Source organism: Rhizobium sp. R339 (assembly GCF_002211395.1).
Classification (GTDB): domain Bacteria; phylum Pseudomonadota; class Alphaproteobacteria; order Rhizobiales; family Rhizobiaceae; genus Rhizobium.
Genome location: NZ_LOKV01000023.1, coordinates 638,645 through 664,113, shown reverse-complemented (window position 1 = coordinate 664,113; position 25,469 = coordinate 638,645). Strand labels below are relative to the sequence as shown.

Genomic DNA, 25,469 nt, shown 5'->3' with positions numbered 1-25,469 from the left:
CCGACACCGGGCAGGGCCTAACGCTCACGCGCCGGCAGCGGCCTCGCGCTCGTCACGCTCGCGCTGCACTTCTCGGCGTTTGGTGATAACCGAGGCGCAGATGACGCCGACGGCGACCATGCCGATGAGGATGGTGCAGACCGCATTGATCTCCGGCGTCACGCCGAGACGCACCTGGCTGTAGATCTTCATCGGCAGCGTGGTCGCACCCGGACCGGAGGTGAAGCTTGCGATCACGAGATCATCCAGCGACAGGGTAAAAGCCAGGATCCAGCCGGAAAACACCGCCGGGGAAATGATCGGCAGGGTGATTTCGAAAAAGGTGCGCACCGGCGGCGCCCCGAGATCCTGCGCGGCTTCCTCGATCGACTGATCGAAGCTCAAGAGCCGCGATTGCACCACGACGGCGACGAAGCACATGGTCAGCGTCGTATGCGCCAGCGTGATGGTCCAGAAGCCGCGGTCGAAGCCGATCGCCACGAAGAGCAGCAGCAGCGACAGGCCGGTGATGACTTCAGGCATGACGAGCGGCGCGTAGACCATGCCCGAAAAGAGCATGCGGCCGCGGAAGCGGGTGTAACGCACCAGCGTCAGCGCCGCCATTGTGCCGAGCACGGTCGCGAAGGTGGCCGACAGCAGGCCGACACGGATCGTCACCCAGGCGGCGTCGAGCAGCGCCTGGTTCGAGAGCAGCGAGACATACCACTTGGTGGAGAAGCCGCCCCAGACGGTAACGAGCTTCGACTCGTTGAAGGAAAAGACCACAAGAAGCACGATCGGCAGATAGAGGAAGGCAAAGCCGAGCGCGACGGAGATGATGTTGAAACGGGTCCATCTCAGCATGGCTTACTTCCCCCGCTCTTCGGCCTTTGCCTGCGCATTCTGGAAGAAGACGATGGGGATCACCAGGATCAGCAGCAGGATCGTCGCGACCGCCGAGGAGACCGGCCAGTCTCTGTTGGCATTGAATTCGTTCCAGAGCGTCTTGCCGATCATCAGCGTCTGCGAGCCGCCGAGAAGATCGGGGATGACGAATTCACCGACGGCGGGGATGAAGACCAGCATACAGCCGGCAATCACACCGGGGATCGACAGCGGAAAGGTGACACGCCAGAAGGCCTGGATCGGCGTGCAGCCGAGATCCTGGGCGGCCTCGATCAGCGTGCCGTCCATCTTTTCGAGCGCCGAATAAAGCGGCAGCACCATGAAGGGCAGGTAGGAATAGACGATGCCGATATAGACGGCCGTCGTGGTGTTGAGGATGATCAGCGGGCTGTCGATGATATGCAGCGACAGCAGAAGCTGGTTCAGCAATCCTTCCGGCTTCAGGATGGCAATCCAGGCATAGACGCGGATGAGGAAGCTCGTCCAGAACGGCAGGATCACAAGCATCAGCAGCGTCGGGCGAATGCTGCGCGGCGCCTGCGCCATGCCATAGGCGATCGGATAGGCGATCAGCAGCATCAGGAAGGTCGAAATACCGGCAATGATGACGCTCGACAGATAGGCGTTGAAGTAGAGCGGGTCGTCCGTGAGGTAGCCATAATTGTCGAAGGAGAAGGTCGCGACCTTGCTCCAGAAACCAGCCCAGCCATCGGCAAGCGAGAAAACCGGCTCATAAGGCGGTATGGCGATCGCCGTCGTCGACAGCGAAATGCGGAAGACGATGAAGAACGGCGCCAGAAAGAAGAGCAGCAGCCAGGCATAGGGAATGATGATGACGAGGCGGCTGTAGAAGCGCGAGGCGAATGTTCCCATAGGCTCAATCCTTCAGCAGCACGCCGGCATTCTCATCGAAGGAGACCCAGACGTCCTGATCGTAGCCGAAAGGGTCGTCGACGGAACGCTGCGCGTTGAGAGAAGAGGCTCTGACGACTTTGCCGCTCGGCAGCTTGATATGGAAGACGGTCATGTCGCCGAGATAGGCGATATCCCAGATCTCGCCTTTGACTGAATTGACCGAGGCATTCGCGGGTGCTGCACGCGTCACACGGATCTTTTCCGGCCGGATGGCAAAACCGACCGTATTGCCGATGGCGGGTGTTTCAGCGGCGGCGCTGCGGATGGTGAAGCCGCTTTCGACCGATATTTCGACAGCGCCATTTCCAGATGCCGCCACCTTGCCGTCGAAGATGTTGACGTCACCGATGAAGTCCGCGACGAAGCGGGAATTCGGCGCCTCGTAGATTTCGGCAGGCGTTGCGACCTGCACCACCTTGCCATGGCTCATGACGGCGATGCGATCGGCCATGGTCATCGCCTCCTCCTGATCGTGGGTGACGACGACAAAGGTGAGGCCGAGGCTCTGCTGCAGGTCCATCAGCTCGAACTGGGTTTCCTCGCGCAGCTTCTTGTCGAGCGCGCCGAGCGGCTCGTCGAGCAGCAGCACTTTCGGACGCTTGGCGAGCGATCGGGCGAGCGCCACGCGCTGGCGCTGGCCGCCGGAGAGCTGGTTCGGCTTGCGGGAGGCGAATTGCTCGAGTTTAACCAGCTTCAGCATCTGCGCGACGCGTTCGACCATTTCGTCCTTCGGCATGCCGTCCTGTTTCAGGCCGAAGGCGATGTTCTTCTCGACCGTCATGTGCGGGAAAAGCGCGTAGGACTGGAACATCATGTTGACCGGCCGCTTGTAGGGCGGCGTGCCGGCGAGATCGGTGCCGTCGAGGACGATCTCGCCCGAGGTCGGCTGTTCGAAGCCGGCAAGCATGCGCAGCAGCGTCGACTTTCCGCAGCCGGACGCGCCGAGCAGCGCGAAGAACTCGCGGTGATAGATGTTCAGCGACAGATCGTCGACGGCGGTGAAATTGCCGAAGCGCTTGGTGACATTCTTGAAAGCGATGAAAGGTTTTGCGGACGGATCGGTCCAGGGTGCGAAAGCGCGGCGGATATTGCCCAAAGATTTCATCATTATTCCCCGAAAAATATGCAGCCGGCTCCCACCCGGGCCGGTAATTGAAAGGCCCGGACGTTGCCGTCCGGGCCTGGCATCGCATTACTGGCCGGTGACGACCTTCGTCCAGATTCGCGTCGCGGTGCGCTGCGTCTTCGGATCCCACGGCTTGACGGTGAAGAGGTTCTTCATCACCTCTTCCGTCGGATAGACAGCCGGATCTTCCAGCACTTCCTTGCTGACGAACTGCTGCGAGGCCTTGTTGCCGTTCGCATAGAAGGTGTGGTCGCTCGCCTTGGCGATGACCTCGGGCTTCATCATGTAATTCAGGAACTCATGCGCTTCGGCCACATGCGGCGCATCGGCGGGGATCGCCATCATGTCGAACCACATCTGGGCGCCCTGCACGGGGATCGAGTAGTTGACCTCAACGCCGTTCTTGGCTTCGGCCGCACGGTCGCGGGCCTGCAGCATGTCGCCGGAATAGCCGAAGGCGATGCAGATATCGCCGTTGGCAAGGGCGTTGATATATTCGGACGAATGGAACTTGCGGATATAGGGGCGCACGGCGGTCAGCAGTTCCTCGACCTTCTGGAAATCCTCGGCCTTGGTGGAGTTCGGATCGAGGCCGAGATAACGCAGGGCCGTCGTCATGACGTCCTTCGGGGTGTCGAGCACGTAGATGCCGCAGTCCTTGAACTTTTCGGCGACCTTCGGATCGAAGATCACTTCCAGACCGGGCTTGGCATCGGGACCGAGGATTTCGGCGACCTTCTTGACGTTGTAGCCGATGCCGTCGGTGCCCCACATGTAATCGACCGCATATTCATTGCCCGGATCGTATGCCGCGGTGCGCTGCAGGATCAGGTCCCACATGTTGGAAAGGTTGGGCAGCTTGGACTTGTCGAGCTTCTGGAAGACGCCGGCCTGGATCTGGCGCTGCAGGAAGTCGGCAGTGGGAACGACGACGTCATAACCCGTGCCGCCGGCGAGCAGCTTGGTTTCCACGGTCTCGTTCGAATCGAAGGTGTCGTAGACGACCTTGATGCCCGTCTCCTTGGTGAAATCGGTCAGGATGCTGTCGTCGATATAATCCGACCAGTTGTAGACGTTGACGACGCGGTCCTGCGCAAAGGCCGGAGCGGCGGCAAGAAGCGCAGCAACGGCGGCGGCCGTCACGCTTGGGATGATTGACCTCATGACTTCTCCTGTTTGTTCAAAGAGCCCGCACCCCCGGACGTCTTTTCCCTCTGGTTTTGCCCGCAGACTAAGAAGGAATTTCGCAGCCCACAAGCGCAAAATCCTGCGTCTTCAACGATTTCACAATCACTGGAAATCGAAGGCGCTGAGCCCCGCCACCATCTCATCGAGCCCGAGCGGTCTCGTCACCGGCGGCTCGGCGCGGGAAAGGCAGCCGCGCCGCTCGCAGAGGCGGCAGGCCGGACCGATCGCGACCGGCTCGAGCGCCGTCGCCTGCCCGTAGACCAGGCTGTCTGCGAGGGTCGCGTCACAGCCGATCAGGATCGCGGTGCGCCTGACCCTTTCGCCGAATTCGACGCTCGGCCCCTCCAGCGTGCGGGCGACCGTCAGGAAGGAGGCTCCATCCGGCATGACGACCGTTTCGGCGAGGATCTGGCCCGGCTGCAGGAAAGCGGCATGGATGTTGAGCTTCGGGCAGCCGCCGCCGAAACCGGCCTGCGGGAAACCCTGCGCGCCGGCTCTGCGCAGCCGGTGGCCCGCGGCATCGATCTCGATCAGGAAGAAGGGGATCGCAGCAGCGCCAGGGCGCTGCAGCATGGCTAGGCGTGCCGCGGCATGGCCGAAGGAAACGCCGAAGCGGGCCCGCAATATGTCGATGTCGTAGCGTGTCGATTTCGCCGCCGAAAGAAAGCCCTCGTAGGGCATTGCGAGCGCCAGCGCGGCGACGCGGGCAAGCTCGAAACGGGCGATGCGACGTGCCTCGGCCGAAGAGAGCGAGAGATCGTCGAGTTCGGCATTGATGGCCGGCAGCAGCGCGAGCGTGACGGCCTCGACGGCGATTTCATGGGCGCGGTCGGTCTGCGACAGGCGCTCTGAGATGAAGAGCCGCATCGAGTGGCGATCGAAACGGCGACGCAGATCCGGCATGACGTGCACCGGCAGGACGCGCACCGCGATGCCGCGCTCGGTGCGCAGCCAATCCTTCAGCCCGGCGCCGAGATCGGTTCCGCCGGGAAGCGTTGCGGCAAAGGCTTCCGCCGCCGTCTCGATCCGGGCGAAATAGCCGGACCGGCGCTCCAGCGTCTCGCGTACCTCATCGAGCGGCAAACGGCCGGCGGCGATAGGCGCATGGCCTTCGGCGGCCATCAGCGCCGTCAGGTCGGAAAGTCTTGCCGCCTGTTCGCGATAGGCGCGATAGAGCTTGATCATACCGCTCGCGGCATTGGGAGCCGCCTCGGCAACTTCCACCAGTTCCTGATCGCCCGGCAGCTCGCCGGATAGCAGCGGGTCGGCAAAGATCTCCTTGAGCTGACCGAGACTGCCGCCGGTCTGGCCCCGCAGATCCTCCAGGTCGACCCTGTAGACGGCCGCAAGCTTGAGAAGGAGCTGCACCGTCAGCGGCCGCTGGTTGCGCTCGATGAGGTTCAGATAGGAAGGCGAGATCTCCAGCGCCTCGGCCATGGCGGTCTGCGTCAGCGCCAGCGCATTGCGGATGCGCCGCACTTTCGCGCCTGCGAATATCTTGCGTTCCGCCATGTCACACCTTTTGACAACGCAGGGAGATTTTTATTTACAATTTGTTACAAATTCACAGCTTCCGTCTGTCAATCCTCGTCATCTTAACCTCTTTCCGAGCCAGAAATCAAAGGTTTTTCTGGTCATTTCGGACGTTATTGTCAATCTTGTCATGCATCCACTTTGCATTGGACTTCAGTGAGGAGAGCAGCATGACCGATTTTTACAAACTCGTCCCAAACACGTCGGCAACCCGTTTCGACGGCATCGAGAGACCCTACTCCGCCGATGACGTGCAGCGGCTCAGGGGCTCGGTGACGCTCACTCATACGCTGGCCGAAATGGGGGCGGACCGGTTGTGGCGGCTTCTGCATCAGGAGGACTTCGTCAACGCGCTCGGCGCGCTTTCCGGCAACCAGGCCATGCAGATGGTCCGCGCCGGGCTGAAGGCCATCTATCTCTCCGGCTGGCAGGTGGCGGCCGACGCCAATACGGCGTCTGCCATGTATCCCGATCAATCGCTCTATCCGGCCAATGCCGGCCCCGAGCTTGCCAAACGCATCAACCGCACGCTGCAGCGCGCCGATCAGATCGAGACCTCGGAAGGCCAGGGCCTTTCCGTCGATACCTGGTTTGCGCCGATCGTCGCCGATGCGGAGGCTGGTTTCGGCGGGCCGCTCAACGCCTTCGAAATCATGAAAGCCTATATCGAAGCGGGTGCGGCCGGCGTTCATTTCGAGGATCAGCTGGCCTCGGAGAAGAAATGCGGTCATCTCGGCGGCAAGGTGCTGATCCCGACAGCCGCTCATATCCGCAATCTCGACGCCGCCCGCCTTGCCGCCGACGTCATGGGCGTTGCCACACTCGTCATTGCCCGCACCGATGCGGAAGCGGCAAAGCTCCTGACATCGGACATCGACGAGCGCGACCAGCCCTTCGTCGACTACGATGCCGGCCGCACGGTCGAAGGTTTCTACCAGGTCAGGAACGGCATCGAGCCCTGCATCGCCCGCGCCGTCGCCTATGCGCCGCATTGCGACCTCATCTGGTGCGAGACCTCGAAGCCGGACCTCGACCAGGCGCGGCGCTTTGCCGAAGGCGTGCACAAGGTCTATCCCGGCAAGCTGCTCGCCTATAACTGCTCGCCTTCCTTCAACTGGAAGAAGAACCTCGACGAGGCGACGATTGCCAGGTTCCAGCGCGAGCTCGGCGCGATGGGCTACAAGTTCCAGTTCATCACGCTCGCCGGCTTCCACCAGCTGAACTACGGCATGTACGAGCTGGCCCGCGGCTACCGGCAGCGGCAGATGTCGGCCTATTCCGAGCTGCAGGAGGCGGAGTTCGCCGCCGAGGTCAACGGCTACACCGCCACCAAACATCAGCGCGAGGTCGGCACCGGCTATTTCGACGCCGTCTCGCTCGCCATCACCGGCGGCCGGTCTTCGACCACGGCGATGCATGATTCAACCGAGCATGCGCAGTTCAAACCGGCTGCGGAATAACCTGAAGAGGAGGAGAAGACCATGGCATCCATCGCACGCGTACGAGAACGGGCCGAAGAGCAGGCAAGCAGCATGAGCGACGATCAGCAGACGATGATCCGCATGCTCGCCAACGACCTGCACCGGCTGAACCAATCCGTCATGAAAGCCGTCGAGGCCGGCGTCTCGGTCGAGCTGGTGCGCTCGGCTCGCCATCACGGCGGCGACGGCAACTGGGGCGACCTGCTGATCCCCGTCGTCGTCACCAACCGGCAGTGACGAAGACGGCGGCCCGCCGGATTCGGCCCCAACTTTAAATCGGAGCGCCCGCGTTTCCCCGAGATGCGCAGGCGCTCCGTCGCAACATCAGCCGCGGCTTGGCCGCTTTCCGGCGAAAAGATCGGCATAACTTCTGATGAGCTTCGTCATGCGGTCGGCAACGGTGCGGATCTCCGGGCGATGACGGTCCTCGGCATTCATGACGATCCATTGCCGGTGGCGCAATTCCGGCAACTCGCTGCCCTGGCGCTGCAGTTCCGGATGAAGATCGCCGACGAAACAGGGCAGCACCACCTTGCCCGCGCCGGCGCGCACGAGATCGGGCAGCGAACGCGGACGGTTGACGGTGGCGACGATGCCGCCAGCGGCATTGGCATGCGGCCAGCGCAGATAGGCCGATATCGCCTCCTCCTCGGCGACCGCGATCCAGCGCTCGTCGGTTTCGGCGGCATTGCGCCTGACATAGACGGCATAGGCCACCTCACCGAGCAGACGCGCGGCAAGGTTGGCCTCCGCCGGCTCGAAGGCACGAATGCCGATATCGCTCTCACGATAGGCAAGGCTCGCCCGCGCCTCGCCGATGGTCAGCGCGATGGCGAAGGCGTCACCCGGCATACGGATTGCGGCGAAATTCTCCGTCAGCAGCCAGGCGACCCAGGTGCCGGCGGCAACCCTGACGGTCGTGCCGCCCTCACCGGATTGGCGCCATGCTTCCACCTTGCGGGCGGCGGCTTCCATTTCCTGCAGATGATCGAGCAGCGCCTGGCCATCCGGCGTCAGGCGGTAGCCGGTCTGGCTGCGCGAAAACAGGGCGCGGCCAATCTCCTGCTCGAGGTCGAGCATGCGCCGGCCGACGGTGGCGGGGCTGAGCCCGCTTGCGGTGCTTGCCCCCGTTAGACCGCCGAGCCGGGCGACTTGCAGGAAAAGCTGATAGGAATCCCAATTGGCGTTTTTCATCGGTGAAAAACATAGCGGGATTTCTTCTATTTATGAAGAGAAATTTGACGCTTAAATCAGGTGATGTCTTGCAACGAAAGGACATTCCCATGATCGACATGGTCGCAATCGCAGCTATCCGCGATACTCAATATTCCTGGCGATGCCGTTCGAGACCGAGCGAGGACGAATTCTATACCGAATTCGGAGACAGCCCGCTTATTCGTTTCGCCACCTGGCTGACGTCGATCGACCTCAGATGGCGAAAAGGCCGCACGCCGGCGGCCCAAACCGACGGCGGCTGCGGGGTTCAGGCGACTTTCCTGGCCGTCAGGTGAGCCGATGCGGGCTCAGCGCCGATACGGAAGCGCTCGATCAGCGTCATCAGCGTATCGGCCTCGCCCGCCAGCAGGCGGCTTGCCTGCGTCGTCTCGGCCACCATCGAGGCATTCTTCTGGGTCATCTGGTCCATGGCGTTGACCGAACCGTTGACCTCCTGCAGCGCGGCCGACTGATCCCGGCTCGCGGTGGCGATGGTCTCGACGTGGCCGCTGATCGCGATGATCTCGTGGCTGATAGAGGCAAGCACGCTGCCGGTCTTCTGGACCAGCTCGGAGCCTGCGGTCACTTCCCGGCTCGATGTCTCGATCAGAGACTTGATCTCGCGCGCCGCATCGGCCGAACGCTGGGCGAGTTCGCGCACCTCCTGGGCGACGACGGCAAAACCCTTGCCCGCCTCGCCGGCGCGCGCCGCCTCTATGCCGGCGTTCAGCGCCAGGAGATTGGTCTGGAAGGCGATGTCGTCGATCACCTCGATGATCTGCTCGATGCGCTGTGAGGCCTCCTCGATACGCTCCATGGCGGCGACGGCGTCGCCAACGACGGCGCCGGAGTTGTCGGCCGTTTTCTTGGTGGCAGCGACCACACTGTTCGCTTCCCGGGCACGCTCGGCGGAAGAACGAACCGTCACGGTGATCTCCTCCACTGCGGCTGCAGTCTCTTCAAGGCTGGCCGCCTGGGCTTCGGTGCGCTTGGAAAGCTCGTCGGCGGAGGCGGAGACGGCACCGCTGTTGCGCTGGATCGTCGCGGCGCTGTCACGGATACCCGACAGCGTATCCTGGAGCCGCAGCAGGGACGCGTTGAAATCGACGCGCAGCTGCTCGAGACGGCCGACGAAAGGCGTGCCGATCGTCTGCGAGACATCGCCCTGCGACAGGCGTCCGAGGCCGGCCGCCAGCTGGTTGACGGCAAAATCGATCTGGCTGTCGAGCGAGCGCTTGTCGGCATCGTTCCTGGCGCGTTCGGCATCGCTCAACGCACGCTGTTCGGCGGCCTGCGTTTCCAGATCGCGCTTGGCGCGGGCGCTGTCGCGGAAGAGCGCCAAGGCCCGGCCGATCTCGCCGAACTCGTTTTTCTTCGCGATGCAGGGAACCTCTCCTTCGAGATCGCCCGAGGAGATCGAATGGACGCTCGCGGTCAGCGCCAGCAGGGGCTTCACCGACAGGCGGATCGTGTAATAGGCAAGCACGCCGACGAGCAGCATGACGATGAGGCCGACTCCCAGAACCAGCATCTGCAGCTCGTTGAGGCGCTCGTAATAGACTTCCATCGGAATGCCGATGAAGAGAAGGCCGACATTGGCGTTCGACGCGTTCTTGATCGGGAAATAACCGGTCATGAACTTGCGGCCGAAAAGATCCGCCGGTCCGTAATAGGCTTCGCCCTTGGCGAGAACCGGCTGGGCGGGATGATTGGCGACGAGCTTGGTGCCGACGGCGCGGTCACCGTTTTCCTTCTTGACGTTCGTCGATATGCGGACGTAATCGCTGCCCTCTTTCTGGAAGATGGTCGCAACACCTGCGATCGACTGCGCCGTGCGGTCGACCAGCGAATGATCGGCAAGGGCCGGAATGGCGTCTTCGGTGACGGCCGCGAGCTGATTGTCTTTGACTTCGATCTTGGCCGCCTGATCGGCCGCGCCGTAGAGGACGGCCATCGCGCGGGTGGCGTCCCTGGCGTCGGCAACGGCCCCGTCCATGACATGGTAGCTCAGATTGTAATAGGTCGCGCCGACGATGGCGGCGGTGCTGACAGCCAGCAGAAACAGCGTGATCGCAACGATCTGGCGTACGATCGACGTAGAGAAAAGGCGCAGCATCAAAACCCCCGGCAGGATAACCACTGCTAAATTAGCCGAAAAGCGTTAAGGAAAATTTTCCGTGAATCAGGGCTACCGGAGATAATGAGCCGCCTCGTTTCGGCACGTCTCCGCCTTGGAAGAGTGCGATTTTCAAGGTGCGGACAAACGAAAATGGCCCCGGAAATCCGGGGCCATTCGAATGAGAGTGCGATCGACGATCAGGCGGCGCGGTAGACAGGCGCCACGGCCGCCTCGCCGTCGATCTTGAACTGCTGGATGAGGCGGCGCAGCGAGTCCGCCTCGTCGGCGAGTTCGCGGCTGGCAGCGGTCGTCTCTTCCACCATCGCGGCATTCTGCTGCGTCATCTGGTCCATCTGGTTGACCGTCGCATTGACGCTCTGCAGGGCGTTCGACTGGTCGTGGCTGGCGCGGGCGATCATCTCGACGTGCTGGCTGATCGTGACGATCTGAGCGCTGATCTTGGCGAGCACCGTGCCGGTCTCCTGCACGAATTGCGAGCCGGAGCTGACCTCGTTGGTCGACTTGTTGATGAGGCCCTTGATTTCCTGGGCCGCGGCTGCGGAGCGCTGAGCGAGTTCGCGCACTTCCATGGCGACGACCGCAAAGCCCTTGCCGGCTTCACCGGCGCGTGCCGCCTCGATGCCGGCGTTGAGCGCCAGGAGATTGGTCTGGAAGGCGATCTCGTCGATGACGCCGATGATCTGCTCGATCTGGCGCGAGGCATCCTCGATGCGGCCCATCGCATCGATCGCGTTGCTGACGACGACGGCGGAGTCATCGGCGCTGCGCTTGGCCTGGCGGACGATCTGGTCGGCATCCTTGGCACGCTCGGCCGAAGAGCGGACCGTGACGGTGATCTGATCGACGGCAGCCGCGGTCTCCTCGAGCGAGGCAGCCTGCTGCTCGGTGCGCTTGGAGAGATCTTCGGCTGACTGGGCCATCTGGTTGCCGTTGCCCTGGATCAGTTCGACATTGTCGCGGATCTGGCTCATCGTCGCCTGCAGGCGCATCATCGACCCGTTGAAATCCTGGCGCAGTTGTTCGAGGCGGCCGATGAAGGGCGTTTCGATCGTCGTCGAAATATCGCCCTGCGACATGCGCTCGAGACCGGCGGCGAGCTGATTGACCGCGAATTCGATCTGGCGATCCATCTCGCGCTTTTCGGCATCGTTGCGCTGGCGTTCGTGTTCGGCGGCAGCGCGCTCCTCGTCGCTCTGCTCCTCGATGCGGATCTTCGAGATGGCGTTTTCCTTGAAGATGCCGAGGGCGCGGGCCATGTCGCCGATTTCGTCGTAGCGCTTCTCGCCGGAGATGCTGGTGTCCAGCGCCCCTTCGGCGATGCGGCGCATGGCGGCGGTGATCTGGCTGATTGGGCGCTGCAGCGTCAGCACCAGGGCGATGCCGCCGAGGATCGAGAGCAGGATGCCGAGGCCGGTGGTCATGACGGAGATGCTGTTGGCCTGGGTGCGCTCGGTTCCGGCCGTCTGCTTCTGCAGCTCGGCGAAATCGGTGAGCTTCCTCCAGATATCGTCGAGTTCCTGGCGAGCCGCAGCATAGGCCGTAACACGTTGAGCGATCGTATCGACGATCTTCGAGCCGCCGCCGGAGATCGAATCGAGCGCCGGCTGGATCGCGCCGGAAATGCCTTCGGCAAAGCCCATGCCCTTGGCGCTGGTGGTCAGCACCTGCATGTCCTTGCCAAGCGTGCCGGCCTGCTGCTGCAGACGCACCAGGTTCTCCTTGCTCGAGTTGGCGAGGAAATCCGACAGGACGATTTGCAACGAATAGACGGAATTTTCGAGGCGCCGCGTATCCTGGAGGACAGAGTTGGTCTGGGCGATGCGGCCTTCGAGATCGGCGAAGCGCTGCGTCGCCTCGCGCATCTTCTGCGTCGCGGTCAGCTGCGTATAGGTGGATGTCTGGCGGAAGCGCGAAACGAGACGGCCGAGTTCGGCGATGTTCTCGTCTGTCGGCGCGGGCATCTCGGCGATCGTCTTAATGCTGTCGATGGTGGCGGCCAGCGAGTCGATGACGTTTTTCTGGTTGGTGGGAACCGAGATGGCGATCAGGCGCTGGGATTTCGTAATCTGAGGCAGCTGTTCTTTGATATAGGCGATCTTGTCCTGCGGCGTCTGCGGCTTGCTGTAGCCGCTGGCAACGCTGCCGAGGAAATCGCCGCCCTTCAGCAGGCGGTCGGCCGTGCGAAGGGTGATGGTGGCATCGCCTTCGTCGCGCTGGAGCGCGGTCTGCAGTTCGTCGGCCTGATAGGAGACGGTGAAGCGGGTGCTGATCAGGCTCTTCTGCGCCGCATCGATCGACTGATGCAGCGCCACTTCCTGCTCATGCAGCGCCCAGAGCTTGTCGACGACGCCTGAAACGTCCTTGGTGCGGCGCGACGCTTCGGCAAGGCTGTCGCGGCCGGCAGCCTGTTCGCCGACCTGGTTCAGCGTCGCGTCGAGCACGCCCTGCTGGGTCTTCAGGTCCGCAAGCAGCTTGTCGCGCGCCTCAGGGCTTGTGATGCGCAGGAAGTCGTCCATGGAACCGTAGAGATCCTTGAAGCCGCTCAGCGACTGCAGGACGCTGTTGGAGATCTCCATGCGGCCCTGCAGCAGGCCCGACGCGTAGAGGCCGGTCAGGCCCACGGCCGAAATGGTGACCACGAAGGGCAGAACGAAGATCAGAACCTTCGTCTTGATCCTGAAACGGGAAAGAATCTTATCAATCAACATGGCGTTCCGGGCCTTTCATACATCACTCCTCCCGCAGGCGGCCACATGGCGCCAGCCGGGTACGCATCGAGCTGTTCTTGTTTACACTGGGGAACCCGGAGGCCAGGCGGCAGTCATTGCCAGTTCATTTCCAAACAACTTGGAGACGCCCAAAACATTCGCGGGCAATAGTGTCAGATTAGATATTAATTTTCGGATAAGCGGTAAGGCAGACTTAAGCCAAGGTAGTGAAATAGTTGTAAATTATGGGCCGCGGCCAGCGGGCCGCGATGACGACATCACACGGTTCGTTCCGTGCCTGCCGGCAAGATCAGAGGACGTGCGAGAGCAACAGTACGAGGCTGGCGGCGGTAGCGCCGGCGGCGAGCATGAGATAATGCAGGGCGTTCGGCTTTGCCTTGGCAATTGCGATGGCGCGGGCGCGTCGTGCGTTTCTGGTCATGCTCGAAACCTCACTTCTCATGTGACACAACAATCCAACAAATCGGCCAGTCCGTAAAGCTTAATTTAGGGAGAGCTCTGCAAACCGCCAATTGAGACAGGATGGCGCACCTCTATTAAGAAGTCTTGAATCGACATTGCTAATATATGCCGGAGCGACGTGTAGAAAAACAGCGCTTCAGGCGTATTCGCCGGCCGCAAAACCGGAGGCCCAGGCCCATTGGAAATTATAGCCACCGAGCCAGCCGGTGACGTCGACACATTCGCCGATGAAATAAAGGCCGGGAACGGCCTTGGCCTCCATGCTGCGGGAATCGAGCGCAGCCGTATCGATGCCGCCGAGCGTCACCTCGGCGGTACGGTAGCCTTCCGAACCGGAAGGCTTGACCGGCCAGTTCTGGGCGCTGGCTGCAAGGCGCATGAGCGTCTTGTCGGGCATGTCGGCCATGTTGCCGGAGATCTTTTCGCGCTCGACGAGAAACTGCGCCAGCCGCTTCGGCAGGATATCGCCGAGCGCCGTCTGCGCCGACTGGCGGCCATTGCGCTGCTTTGCCGCCTTCAACTGCGCCGCAATGTCGATGTCCGGTTCGATTGAAACGACGATCTCGTCGCCTTCGCGCCAATAGGAAGAGATCTGCAGGATCGCTGGTCCGCTGAGGCCCCGATGGGTAAACAGCAGCGCTTCGCGGAAGGCAGTCTTGCCATGGCGGATTTCGGCAGGCGCGGAAATGCCGGCAAGCGGCGCGATTGCCTCGAGCAGGCCGGGATCGAGGGTCAGCGGCACGAGGCCGGGACGGGTTTCCAGCACCGGCAGGCCGAACTGTTCGGCAAGGCGATAGGCAAAGCCGGTGGCGCCCATCTTCGGGATCGATTTGCCGCCCGTCGCAACGATCAGCGACGATGCTTCATAGACGCCCTCACCGGTCGAAATACGGAAGCCGTCCCCTGCCCTTTCGACACCTGTGATTTCGGTGCCGAGATTGAGCGCCGCGCCGGCCGCGCGCATCTCTTCGAGCAGCATGCGGATGATGTCCTTGGCGCTCTCGTCACAGAAGAGCTGGCCGAGCGTCTTTTCGTGCCAGGTGATGCCGTGGCGCTCGACCATCGCGATGAAATCGGCCGGCGTAAAACGGGCAAGCGCCGACTTGCAGAAATGCGGATTGGTCGAAAGGAAATTCTTCGGCCCGGCATGAATATTGGTGAAATTGCAGCGACCGCCGCCGGAGATGCGGATCTTCTCGCCGGGCGCCCTCGCATGGTCGAGGACCAGGACGGAACGGCCGCGCTTTCCCGCGCGGATGGCCGCCATCATGCCCGCCGCCCCGGCGCCGATGACGATGACGTCGCTCTTGCGCTGCAAACCCGTTTCCCCGATCAAAAGTCGCGTCTTCTTTTTCCATCAAAGGGCGAAAGTCAACGTTCTCAACCCCTCGCCAATTGGCAAAGTCCGGTTATGATGGCGCCACGATCAACCAAACCGGTGTGTCATGTCCCCAAAAAAGACGACGCTGAAGCCTGCCAGAAACGTATCCGCCTCGACCAAGACACCTCCGGACCCCGGATCCCTGCGCGGCGTTTCGAACTGGAAGGAAGCAGCGCAGTGGCTGAGGGCCAGGGGCATCGAAGACATCGAATGCATCACGCCGGACCTTGCCGGCGTGCCGCGCGGCAAGATGATGCCGAGCTCGAAATTCACCTCGAACACCTCGCTGGCGCTGCCTTCGGCGATCTACCGGCATACGATATCAGGCGAATATCCCGAGGAGACCGAGAGCTTCCGCTACGAGCCGCGCGACAGCGACCTCAAGCTGATGCCCGACCTGTCGACGCTTTCTGTCGTGCCCTGGGAGACTGATCCGACGGCGCAGGTGATCTGCGACATCGTCGATTCGGACGGCGGGGAAGTGCCCTATACGCCGCGCAACGTGCTGAAGCGGATCATGAGCCTCTATCACGACCGCGGCTGGAAGCCGATCGTCGCGCCCGAGATCGAATTCTATCTCGTCGCCAAGAATGACGATCCCGACTATCCGCTACACCCGCCGAAAGGCCGGTCCGGCCGCTCGATCCTCGGCGGCCAGGGCTATTCGATCGCCGGCATCAACGAGTTCGACGAGTTGATCGACGACATCTATCATTTCTCGGAAAAACAGGGCCTGGAGATCGACACGCTGATCCATGAAGAGGGACCGGCCCAGCTCGAAATCAACCTGCGCCACGGCAATCCGATCGAGCTCGCCGACCAGGTGTTCCTGTTCAAGCGCACGATCCGCGAGGCGGCGCTGAAGCACGACATCTACGCGACCTTCATGGCCAAGCCGATGCAGGGCCAACCGGGTTCGGCGATGCATATCCACCAGTCGGTGGTCAATATCGAGACGGGCAAGAACGTCTTCTCCAATCCGGACGGATCGGCCTCGAAGGAATTCTTCCATTTCATCGGCGGCATGCAGAAATTCGTGCCGAGCGCGATGGCGATGCTCGCGCCCTATGTGAATTCCTACCGGCGCCTGCAGCCTGACATGTCCTGCCCGGTCAACAATGCCTGGGGCTACGACAACAGGACGACGGCTTTCCGCGTTCCGGTTTCCGATCCGCAGGCCAGGCGCGTCGAAAACCGGCTGCCGAGTTCGGACGCCAATCCCTATCTGGCGCTCGCTGCCTCCCTCGCGTCCGGCCTGCTCGGCATCATGAAGCAGATCGAGCCGACGGCGCCGACGGAGGATTCGGCCAATGAGGGTTCGATCGACCTGCCGCGCGGCCTCTTGGAAGCCGTGGCGCTGATGGAGGACGAGCCCGCCTTCGAAGAGGTCTTCGGTTCGCAGTTCATCGGCCTTTATGCCGGCGTCAAACGCGGCGAGTTCGAAACCTTCATGCAGGTGATCAGCCCCTGGGAGCGGGAATTCCTTCTGCTCAACGTGTGAGGGGATCGTCATGGCACCACAAGAGATGTGGCAGAGCCCGATCTCCCCGGGACTATCCTGGTATCAGGCAACGGTCGGCGAGCGGCCCACCTATCCCGCTCTCGATGGATCGAGAACATGCGACGTCGCCATCGTCGGGGGCGGTTATACCGGATTGCAGGCCGCCTATAATCTCGCCAGGTCAGGCGTTTCGGTCATCCTGATCGAGGCCTGCCGCTTCGGCGACGGGGCGTCGGGGCGCAATGGCGGTCAGCTCGGCACCGGCCAGCGATGGTGGCCGGAAGAGCTCGAGGAAAAGATCGGCTACCAACGCTCGAAGGCGCTGTTCGATGTCGCCGAGGCGGCCAAGCGCCATCTCCTCGATTTCGCAAGAGAGCACCAGATCGAGATCGACTTTGTGCCCGGCCAGCTCAACGTCGCCCACAAGGCAAGCTACGAACGCGACTATCGTCAGAATGCCGAGAGCGCCGCGCAGCGCTACGACTATCCGCACATCAGCTTCATGGATAAGGACGAGACGCAGGAAAGGCTCGGCTCGAAGCGCTTCCACTGCGGCGTGCGCGATGTCGGCACCGGCCATATCCACCCGCTGAAGCTACTGATCGGGCTCGCCCGGGTCGCCGCCAATGCGGGCGCTGATATCTTCGAGATGACCAAGGCAACGGCGCTCCGCCAGGGCGGCGGCAAGGTGACGATCGAAACCGAGAGAGGGACGATCACCGCCGACCGCGCGCTGATCGCCTGCAACGGCCATATCGGCAATCTGGAGCCGGTGACGGCAAGCCATGTCATGCCGATCCGCTCCTTCATCGGCGCTACCGTCCCGCTCGATCGTCATCCCGATGTACTTCCGGGGGGTGAGGCTGTTGCCGATTCGCGCTTCGTCGTGCGCTACTTCCGCAAATTCGAAGGCCGCCTGCTGTTCGGCGGGCGCGAGGCCTATACCGCGGACAATCCGCGAGACATTTCGCAGCATATCCGCCGGCAGATCGCCGAAATCTATCCTGACCTGAAAGACATCGAGATCACCCATGCCTGGGGCGGTTCGGTCGGCATCACTATGCCGCGCGAACTCTTCGTGCGCGAGGTCATGCCCGGCGTCACCTCGATCGGCGGTTATTCCGGCCATGGCGTCATGCTGTCAAACTATTGTGGCAAGCTCTACGCGGAAGCGGTACTTGGCAAATCCGGCGATCTCGACTTGTTCAAATCGCTCGATATTCCAGCCTTTCCCGGCGGGGCCCGCATGCGGGCGCCCCTGCTTTTCCTTGCCTTGTCGTGGTTTGCCCTTCGCGACAAGTTTTAGTCCGATTGCGGATTTCCTCTCAGGGAAATTCGCTCTAAAACCGAGGCCTGACAGATTCATTGCACTGCACACTGGCTTTTTTAAATCGATTAGATTAAAAGGGCCGTCAACCAGCCTGATTGAGAGACAAGCTCATGAGCAGCCAGATCATTCCCGTTGAGCCTTTTGATTACGTCGTCTTCGGCGGCAGCGGCGACCTTGCCGAGCGCAAGTTGCTGCCGGCCCTCTATCACCGTCAGATTGAAGGCCAGTTCGGCGAACCGACCCGCGTGATCGGCGCCTCGCGCAGCCCGCTGACGCATGAGGAATACCGCAAGTTCGCCCGCGACGCGCTCAAGGAACACCTGAAGAAGGGCGAGTATGACGACGCTGAAGTGGAGAAGTTCTGCGCCCGTCTCTACTATGTCTCCGTCGATGCGCGCACAGATACAGGCTGGGATCAGCTGAAGAAGCTGCTCGATGAGAGCAAGGATCGCGTGCGCGCCTTCTATCTCGCGGTCGCGCCCGGCATTTTCGGCGATATCGCCCAGAAGATTCACGACCACAAGCTCATCACCAAGTCGACCCGCATCGTCGTCGAAAAGCCGATCGGCCGCGATCTGGCCTCTGCTCTGCAGCTCAACGACAATATCGGCCGCGCCTTCAAGGAAGAGCAGATCTTCCGCATCGATCATTATCTCGGCAAGGAAACGGTGCAGAACCTGATGGCGCTGCGTTTTGCCAACGCGCTTTATGAGCCGCTGTGGAACGCCAACTATATCGACCATGTGCAGATCACCGTTGCCGAAGCCGTCGGCCTCGAAGGGCGCGCAGGCTATTACGATACCGCTGGCGCCCTGCGCGACATGGTGCAGAACCACATCCTGCAGCTCCTCTGCCTGACGGCGATGGAAGTTCCGTCTTCGATGGATTCGGAAGCCGTTCGCGACGAAAAGCTGAAGGTGTTGCGGGCGCTGAAGCCGCTCAACGCATCGAATGTCGAGCAGGCGACGGTTCGCGGCCAGTACCGCGCCGGCGCATCGGGCAACGGCCCGGTCAAAGGCTATCTCGAAGAACTCGAAGGCGGCGTCTCCAACACCGAGACCTTCGTCGCCATCAAGGCCGAGATCAACAACTGGCGCTGGGCGGGCGTTCCCTTCTATATCAGAACCGGCAAGCGCCTTGCCGGCCGCGTCTCGGAAATCGTCATCACCTTCAAGTCGATCCCGCACGCGATCTTCGACCAGGCAGCCGGCCGCATCAGCCAGAACCAGCTGATCATCCGCCTGCAGCCGGATGAAGGGGTCAAGCAGTCGCTAATGATCAAGGACCCGGGCCCGGGCGGCATGCGGCTGCGCAATGTTTCGCTCGACATGAGCTTTGCCCAGGCTTTCAACGTCCGCAATCCCGATGCCTACGAGCGTCTGCTGATGGACGTGATCCGTTCCAACCAGACCCTGTTCATGCGCCGCGACGAAGTCGAAGCCGCATGGAAATGGGTCGATCCGATCCTCAAGGGTTGGGAAACGACCGGCCAGCAGGTGCAGGGCTATACGGCCGGCACCTGGGGCCCGAGCCAGGCCATCGCACTGATCGAGCGTGACGGCCGCACCTGGCACGACAACATCTAGGAACGACATCGATGGCATCGACCCTGCATTCCTTCGCCAGTGCCGCAGACCTCGCCGACGCTCTCGCCGATAAGGTCGCCAACACACTTTCGGCGGCGATCGCCGCCCGCGGAGCGGCATCCATCGCCGTTTCCGGCGGCTCGACGCCGAAGGTCTTCTTCCAGGTGCTGTCGACGCGCGACATCGCCTGGGACAAGGTGACGATCACCCTCGTCGACGAACGCTTCGTGCCGGCCGACAACGCGCGCTCGAACCATCTGCTGGTCGATGCCAATCTCCTCCAGAATAAGGCCAAAGCGGCTCGTTTCGTGCCGCTCTACCAGCCGGCGGCTTCCGTCGAAGAGGCTGCAAAGCTTGCGACGGCGAAAAGCGCCGAGATCGGCATTCCTTTTGATGTCGTCATCCTCGGCATGGGCGGAGACGGCCATACGGCGTCGTTCTTCCCCGGCGGCAGCAATCTGCGCCTCGCGCTCGATCCGCAGACGCCGCGCGGCATCATCACCATGGACGCGGAAGGGGCCGGCGAGCCACGCCTGACCTTCACCTTCTCCGCTCTCGAAGATGCCAAACTGCTCATTCTCCATATTGAGGGCGAAGGCAAAAAAGACGTTCTCGCCAAGGCGGAAGGCAGCGGTGACGAGGCAGAAATGCCGATCCGCGCCGTTCTGCGCCGGGCCATTTCCCCGGTCGAGATCTACTGGGCTCCCTGATACGGCCATAGAGGCCGCCGGAACCAGCGAACAGACAGAGACGAACCAGAACAAGGCAGGGATTTTCCATGTCCGCTCACGCACGCATTGCTGCGATCACGAACCGTATTGTCGAACGCTCGAAGCCGACCCGCGAGCGCTATCTGGAACGCCTGCGGGCCGCCGCCTCCCAGGGCGTGCAGCGCTCGGTGCTCGGCTGCGCCAACCTCGCCCATGGCTTTGCGGTCTGTTCCCCCGCCGAGAAGGACGCGCTCGCCGGCGACCGTATTCCCAATCTCGGCATCATCACCGCCTATAACGACATGCTCTCGGCCCATCAGCCGTTCGAGACCTATCCCGCGATCATCCGTGAGGCGGCCGCCGAGGCCGGCGGCGTCGCGCAGGTAGCCGGCGGCGTGCCCGCCATGTGCGACGGCGTCACCCAGGGGCAGCCGGGCATGGAGCTGTCGCTCTTCTCGCGCGACCTGATCGCCATGTCTGCGGGCGTCGGCCTGTCGCACAACATGTTCGATGCCGCCCTCTTCCTCGGCGTCTGCGACAAGATCGTGCCGGGCCTCGTCATCGCGGCGCTGTCCTTCGGGCACCTGCCGTCGATCTTCGTTCCGGCCGGTCCGATGACGACGGGCCTGCCGAACGACGAGAAGTCGCGCGTGCGCCAGCTCTTTGCCGAGGGCAAGGTCGGCCGCGCCGAGCTCCTGGAGGCGGAATCGAAATCCTATCACGGTCCCGGCACCTGCACCTTCTACGGCACCGCCAATTCCAACCAGATGCTGATGGAGATCATGGGCTTCCACCTACCTGGCTCCTCCTTCATCAATCCCGGCACGCCGCTGCGTGAAGCGCTGACGCGCGAAGCGGCCAAGCGGGCGCTGGCGATCACGGCGCTCGGCAACGAATTCACGCCGGCGGGCGAGATGATCGACGAGCGCTCGGTCGTCAACGGCGTCGTCGGCCTGCATGCAACCGGCGGCTCGACCAACCACACGCTGCACCTCGTCGCCATGGCCCGGGCAGCCGGCATCCAGCTGACCTGGCAGGACATTGCCGAGCTTTCGGAAGTCGTGCCGCTGCTCGCCCGCGTCTATCCGAACGGCCTTGCCGATGTGAACCATTTCCAGGCGGCCGGCGGCATGGGCTTCCTCATCAAGGAACTCCTGAAGCAGGGTCTGGTGCACGACGACGTGCGCACGGTCTTCGGCCAAGGACTCGAAGCCTATACGGTCGATGCCCGCCTCGGCGAAAACAATACCGTCCTGCGCGAGCCGTCGCCGGAAAAGAGCCATGATCCGAAGGTGCTCTCCAGCATCGAGACGCCTTTCCAGGCGAATGGCGGGTTGAAGATGCTGCGCGGCAATCTCGGCAAGGCGGTCATCAAGATCTCCGCCGTCAAGCCGGAGCGCCATGTCATCGAGGCGCCGGCAATCGTCTTCCACAGCCAGCAGGAACTGCAGGACGCCTTCAAGGAAGGCAAGCTCAACCGCGATTTCGTCGCCGTCGTGCGCTTCCAGGGACCGAAGGCGAACGGCATGCCGGAACTGCACAAGCTGACGCCACCGCTCGGCGTGCTGCAGGACCGCGGCTTCCGCGTGGCGCTTCTGACCGACGGGCGCATGTCCGGCGCGTCCGGCAAGGTGCCGGCGGCGATCCACGTCACTCCGGAGGCGGTCGACGGCGGCCCGATCGCCCGCATCAAGAACGGCGATATCATTCGCCTGGACGCGATCAAGGGAACGCTCGAAGTGCTGGTCGATGCGGCCGACATGGCCGAGCGCGAGCCGGTCACCGTCGATCTCTCCGACAATGAATTCGGCATGGGCCGCGAACTCTTCGCGCCGTTCCGCCGCGCTGTCGGCGCTTCGGACCAGGGGGCTAGCGTTCTCTTCCACTGAGCATAGCCAACATGAATAAACAAAAACCCGCGAGGCGCGCGAAGCGTCCCGCGGGTTTTTCATATTACCAGCCCGGTCTATCCGTCAGGCGCGGATATCGAGGACGTAATCCTTATGCGCCGGATGCGTGCTGTAAACGAAGATCTTGTTCAGTTCCTTCTGCGTCAGCAAGCGCAGGAAACGGACTTCGATCGTGTTGTTGGCATTCACCTTCATCAGCAGGCAGCCGACCTTGGTGATGCGCGCATCCGGAATATCCAGATAGAACTGCTTCGGCAGGTTGAACTGCGTCAGGATCGCGAGCGTCGCGCTGCTCATCGAAATCCGGACGATGTCGCAGCGGCGCGACGCCGCGTGCATGACGCCCTTTTCCGTATATTCGATGCGCGCGGCATTCATTGTGTCCTCCATTTTGAACCGCGCCTCGCGGTCATACATGAAGGATTCTTCCTTGCTCAGGAAATGAGATCTTGGCTGTGACGGATTGGAAGCGGCCACGTGCTTATCCCCCTCATAAATTGACTGGGAAAAGGTAGCAGCCGATCTTTAACAGAAAGTGATAATTTGGTCCGCCAAGTATAATTCCCGGGATTATTACCCCAAAAATGGCTGACTCATTTCCTGTAGGTGTGGCCGCTCGCGTCGAAGAGATGCAGTTTTTGCCGGTCGGCGGCAAACCGCATCTTCTGGCCCTTATGGACATCGTAGATGCCGGGCAGCTTGACGACGATCGGCTCGCCGGGGACCAGACCTTCGATGTAAAGCAGCGTCACTTCGCCAAGTGCTTCGACGATCGAGACTTCACCCTCGAAAACATAGTCGGGACCGTCGGCGATCCTCAGATCCTCGGGACGGACGCCGAAGCTCGCCTGCTTGCCCTTCTCGGAAGCGTCGGTTGCGATATCGAGCGTCACCGACATGCCGCCGGTCAGCGTCACGGTCGTCTGGCTGCCGGTTGCGGTGATCGTCGCCGGGATGATGTTCATGGCCGGCGAGCCGATGAATTTCGCGACGAAGAGGTTGGCGGGGCGCTCGTAAAGCTCCAGCGGCGCGCCGACCTGCTCGATATTGCCGGCGGAAAGCACGACGATGCGGTCGGCGAGCGTCATTGCCTCGACCTGGTCGTGGGTGACGTAGATCATCGTCGTATCGGCCATCTGCTCGTTGAGGCGGGCGATCTCGATGCGGGTCGCGACGCGCAGAGCGGCGTCGAGGTTGGAGAGCGGCTCATCGAACAGGAAGACCTTCGGATCGCGGCAGATGGCGCGCCCGATCGCCACGCGCTGGCGCTGGCCGCCGGAAAGCGCCTTCGGCAGGCGGTCGAGATATTTGGTCAGCTGCAGGCTCTCGGCCGCCGCACGGACGCGGCGGTCGATCTCCTGCTTGCTTTCGCCGGCGATCTTCATGCCGAAGGCCATGTTGTCGTAGACGGTCATGTGCGGGTAGAGCGCATAGGACTGGAAGACCATGGCGATGCCGCGCTTCGAGGGCGGCACATCGTTGACGAGGTGGCCATCGATATACATCTCACCGCCGGTGATCGCCTCGAGACCGGCGATCATGCGCAGAAGCGTGGATTTTCCGCAGCCGGACGGACCGACGAAGACGATGAATTCGCCTTGCTTGATATCGAGGTCGATGCCATGGAGAACGTCCACGGAACCGTAGGATTTGCGAATATCCTTCAGCGTCAGTCCAGTCATTTCTCTTTCCCCTCCTGATCCTTAGGCGAGACGGGCGAAATACGCCCCCCAGGCCGGAATATCGATCTTGTCGCCATAGTTGTTGCTGGTAAAGCCATGGCCCGTCAATGCCTGCCATTCACCGGCAGGCAGCGTGACGCCCGTTTCATCCGGGCTCATGTTGAAGATGCAGAGCAGCTTCTCATTACCATATTCGCGGGTAAAGATCAGCGCTTCGTCCTGCTGCTCCTCGAATTCGATCTCGCCCTTGGCAAAAGCCGGGTACAGCTTGCGGAAGGCGATGAAGCGGCGATAGTGCTCCAGCACGGAATTTTCGTCGCCCTGCTGCACGTTGACGGCGCGCAGAATATGTTCGACCGGCACCGGCAGCCAGGGCTTGACTGACGAAAAGCCGCCCTGGGCGACGTGGCTGTCCCAGACCATCGGCGTGCGGCAGCCGTCACGGCCCTTGAATTCCGGCCAGAACTGGATGCCGTAGGGATCCTGCAGATCCTGATAGGCGAGATCGGCCTCCGTCAGCGCCAGTTCCTCGCCCTGATAGAGGCAGACGGAGCCGCGTAGCGTTAGCAGCAACGAGGCATAGAGCTTGGCGAAGGCGTCGTGATCGGCGACCAGCCCGCCCCAGCGGCTGACATGGCGCACGACGTCGTGGTTGGAGAAGGCCCAGCAGGCCCAGCCATCGGGTGCGGCGGCTTCGAAATCCTGCATCACCTCCTCGACGCGCTCCGGCGTCAGCGGATCGGGCGCCAGGAATTCGAAGGCGTAGCACATGTGCATCTTGTCGTTGCCGGAGGTATATTCGCCGACGATTTCGAGCCCGCGCTGGCTGTCGCCCACCTCGCCGACGGCGGCGATCGCCGGGTATTCCTCGAGAACGGCGCGGAAGCGCTTCAGGAAAGCAAGATTCTCCGGACGGTTCTTGTCGTAGACATGCTCCTGGAAATTATAGGGGTTGACCGCAGGCGCGGTCGAAGCGTTGCGCCTTTCGGGGGCAAGCGCCGGATTGTCGCGCAGGAGCGGATCATGAAAATAGAAATTGATCGTGTCGAGGCGGAAGCCGTCGACGCCGCGGTTGAGCCAGAAGCGCACGACGTCGAGCAGACGGTCCTGCACCTCGGGATTGTGCAGGTTCATGTCCGGCTGCGAGGTCAGGAAATTGTGCAGGTAATATTGCATGCGCGTCGGATCCCACGCCCATGCCGAGCCGCCGAAGATCGACAGCCAGTTGTTCGGCGGCGTGCCGTCCGGCTTGGCGTCGGCCCAGACATACCAGTCGGCCTTGGCATTGGTCTTGCTGGAGCGGCTCTGGACGAACCAGGGGTGCTGATCCGAGCTGTGGGAGATGACGAGGTCGATCATTACCCGGATGCCGAGGCGGTGAGCTTCGGCAATCAGGGTGTCGAAATCCACCAGCGTGCCGAAAATCGAATCGACGTTCTCATAGTCGGAAACGTCATAGCCGAAATCCCGCATTGGCGACGTGAAGAAGGGCGAGATCCAGATCGCATCGGCGCCGAGGCTTGCCACATGCGGCAGGCGGGCGGTGATGCCCTTCAGGTCGCCGATGCCGTCGCCGTTCGAATCTTGGTAGGAGCGCGGATAGATCTGATAGATCACCGCGCCGCGCCACCAGTCCTTATCGGCGGTCAAGATCGATTGGGGAGCCACGTTCATGGAATATCCTGTCTGAAGTCA

The 25,469-nt window shown here is 62.1% G+C and carries 21 protein-coding genes; 8 read left to right on the top strand and 13 right to left on the bottom strand.

The features are described from left to right. Positions 1-24 precede the first annotated feature (24 nt). From ATY76_RS22525 to ATY76_RS22505, 5 genes are all read right to left on the bottom strand, one after another. Positions 25-843, bottom strand: a complete 819-nt coding sequence (locus ATY76_RS22525; RefSeq protein ID WP_088676897.1) for an ABC transporter permease — start codon at positions 841-843, stop codon at positions 25-27. 3 nt (positions 844-846) lie between these two features. After that, the gene (locus ATY76_RS22520) at positions 847-1,758 is read right to left on the bottom strand and encodes an ABC transporter permease subunit (protein WP_088676896.1); all 912 of its coding nucleotides are present in this window, start codon (positions 1,756-1,758) and stop codon (positions 847-849) included. A gap of 4 nt (positions 1,759-1,762) precedes the next feature. After that, complete coding sequence (locus ATY76_RS22515) at positions 1,763-2,905, bottom strand: ABC transporter ATP-binding protein (protein WP_088676895.1); 1,143 nt, start codon at positions 2,903-2,905, stop codon at positions 1,763-1,765. An 87-nt stretch (positions 2,906-2,992) separates the two neighbouring features. Then, positions 2,993-4,090, bottom strand: a complete 1,098-nt coding sequence (locus ATY76_RS22510; RefSeq protein WP_088676894.1) for a polyamine ABC transporter substrate-binding protein — start codon at positions 4,088-4,090, stop codon at positions 2,993-2,995. Between the two features lie 126 nt (positions 4,091-4,216). Continuing rightward, positions 4,217-5,626 (bottom strand): helix-turn-helix transcriptional regulator, encoded by a 1,410-nt coding sequence (locus ATY76_RS22505; protein WP_088676893.1) that lies wholly within the window; start codon positions 5,624-5,626, stop codon positions 4,217-4,219. Positions 5,627-5,817: 191 nt separating this feature from the next. Between ATY76_RS22505 and aceA the strand changes: the two genes are divergently transcribed. Together aceA and ATY76_RS22495 are read left to right on the top strand one after the other, a co-directional pair. Further along, the gene (gene aceA / locus ATY76_RS22500) at positions 5,818-7,107 is read left to right on the top strand and encodes an isocitrate lyase (protein ID WP_088676892.1); all 1,290 of its coding nucleotides are present in this window, start codon (positions 5,818-5,820) and stop codon (positions 7,105-7,107) included. Positions 7,108-7,128: 21 nt separating this feature from the next. Next, positions 7,129-7,365: a hypothetical protein gene (locus tag ATY76_RS22495; RefSeq protein ID WP_088676891.1), complete on the top strand. Its 237-nt coding sequence runs from the start codon at positions 7,129-7,131 to the stop codon at positions 7,363-7,365. Between the two features lie 87 nt (positions 7,366-7,452). Here the strand turns inward: ATY76_RS22495 and ATY76_RS22490 are convergent, their stop codons facing one another. Further along, complete coding sequence (locus tag ATY76_RS22490) at positions 7,453-8,322, bottom strand: LysR family transcriptional regulator (protein WP_088676890.1); 870 nt, start codon at positions 8,320-8,322, stop codon at positions 7,453-7,455. 89 nt (positions 8,323-8,411) lie between these two features. On the opposite strand from ATY76_RS22490, the gene ATY76_RS22485 reads away from it, so the two are divergent. Then, the gene (locus ATY76_RS22485; RefSeq protein WP_088676889.1) at positions 8,412-8,639 is read left to right on the top strand and encodes a hypothetical protein; all 228 of its coding nucleotides are present in this window, start codon (positions 8,412-8,414) and stop codon (positions 8,637-8,639) included. On the opposite strand, the gene ATY76_RS22480 is transcribed toward ATY76_RS22485, so the two are convergent. The 4 genes from ATY76_RS22480 to ATY76_RS22470 all read right to left on the bottom strand — a co-directional run bounded on the left by ATY76_RS22480 (position 8,612) and on the right by ATY76_RS22470 (position 15,010). Then, positions 8,612-10,459 (bottom strand): methyl-accepting chemotaxis protein, encoded by a 1,848-nt coding sequence (locus tag ATY76_RS22480; RefSeq protein ID WP_088676987.1) that lies wholly within the window; start codon positions 10,457-10,459, stop codon positions 8,612-8,614. The genes ATY76_RS22485 and ATY76_RS22480 overlap by 28 nt on opposite strands. A gap of 200 nt (positions 10,460-10,659) precedes the next feature. Then, positions 10,660-13,191, bottom strand: a complete 2,532-nt coding sequence (locus ATY76_RS22475) for a methyl-accepting chemotaxis protein (RefSeq protein WP_088676888.1) — start codon at positions 13,189-13,191, stop codon at positions 10,660-10,662. 310 nt (positions 13,192-13,501) lie between these two features. Then, the gene (locus tag ATY76_RS34470) at positions 13,502-13,633 is read right to left on the bottom strand and encodes a hypothetical protein (protein WP_280950944.1); all 132 of its coding nucleotides are present in this window, start codon (positions 13,631-13,633) and stop codon (positions 13,502-13,504) included. A 177-nt stretch (positions 13,634-13,810) separates the two neighbouring features. Beyond that, positions 13,811-15,010, bottom strand: a complete 1,200-nt coding sequence (locus ATY76_RS22470; RefSeq protein ID WP_088676887.1) for an NAD(P)/FAD-dependent oxidoreductase — start codon at positions 15,008-15,010, stop codon at positions 13,811-13,813. 109 nt (positions 15,011-15,119) lie between these two features. Here ATY76_RS22470 and ATY76_RS22465 point away from each other — a divergent pair, with 109 nt between their 5' ends. The 5 genes from ATY76_RS22465 (at position 15,120) to edd (ending at position 22,071) form a co-directional block, all read left to right on the top strand. Further along, positions 15,120-16,556, top strand: coding sequence for a glutamine synthetase family protein (locus ATY76_RS22465; protein WP_088676886.1), 1,437 nt, complete (start codon positions 15,120-15,122; stop codon positions 16,554-16,556). A gap of 10 nt (positions 16,557-16,566) precedes the next feature. Beyond that, positions 16,567-17,862 carry an FAD-binding oxidoreductase gene (locus ATY76_RS22460; protein WP_088676885.1) on the top strand — a complete coding sequence of 432 codons (1,296 nt, stop codon included), beginning with the start codon at positions 16,567-16,569 and terminating at the stop codon, positions 17,860-17,862. Between the two features lie 134 nt (positions 17,863-17,996). Beyond that, the gene (zwf, locus tag ATY76_RS22455) at positions 17,997-19,472 is read left to right on the top strand and encodes a glucose-6-phosphate dehydrogenase (protein ID WP_088676884.1); all 1,476 of its coding nucleotides are present in this window, start codon (positions 17,997-17,999) and stop codon (positions 19,470-19,472) included. An 11-nt stretch (positions 19,473-19,483) separates the two neighbouring features. Further along, positions 19,484-20,182 (top strand): 6-phosphogluconolactonase, encoded by a 699-nt coding sequence (pgl, locus tag ATY76_RS22450; protein WP_088676883.1) that lies wholly within the window; start codon positions 19,484-19,486, stop codon positions 20,180-20,182. A gap of 68 nt (positions 20,183-20,250) precedes the next feature. After that, complete coding sequence (gene edd / locus ATY76_RS22445) at positions 20,251-22,071, top strand: phosphogluconate dehydratase (RefSeq protein WP_088676882.1); 1,821 nt, start codon at positions 20,251-20,253, stop codon at positions 22,069-22,071. Positions 22,072-22,155: 84 nt separating this feature from the next. Here the strand turns inward: edd and ATY76_RS22440 are convergent, their stop codons facing one another. The 3 genes from ATY76_RS22440 to ATY76_RS22430 form a co-directional block, all read right to left on the bottom strand. Beyond that, positions 22,156-22,509 carry a hypothetical protein gene (locus ATY76_RS22440; RefSeq protein WP_009996042.1) on the bottom strand — a complete coding sequence of 118 codons (354 nt, stop codon included), beginning with the start codon at positions 22,507-22,509 and terminating at the stop codon, positions 22,156-22,158. A 176-nt stretch (positions 22,510-22,685) separates the two neighbouring features. Further along, a complete protein-coding gene (ugpC, locus tag ATY76_RS22435; protein WP_088676881.1) occupies positions 22,686-23,774 on the bottom strand; it encodes a sn-glycerol-3-phosphate ABC transporter ATP-binding protein UgpC in 1,089 nt (362 codons plus the stop codon). A gap of 21 nt (positions 23,775-23,795) precedes the next feature. Further along, positions 23,796-25,448, bottom strand: coding sequence for an alpha-glucosidase (locus ATY76_RS22430; RefSeq protein ID WP_088676880.1), 1,653 nt, complete (start codon positions 25,446-25,448; stop codon positions 23,796-23,798). Between the last annotated feature and the right edge of the window lie 21 nt (positions 25,449-25,469).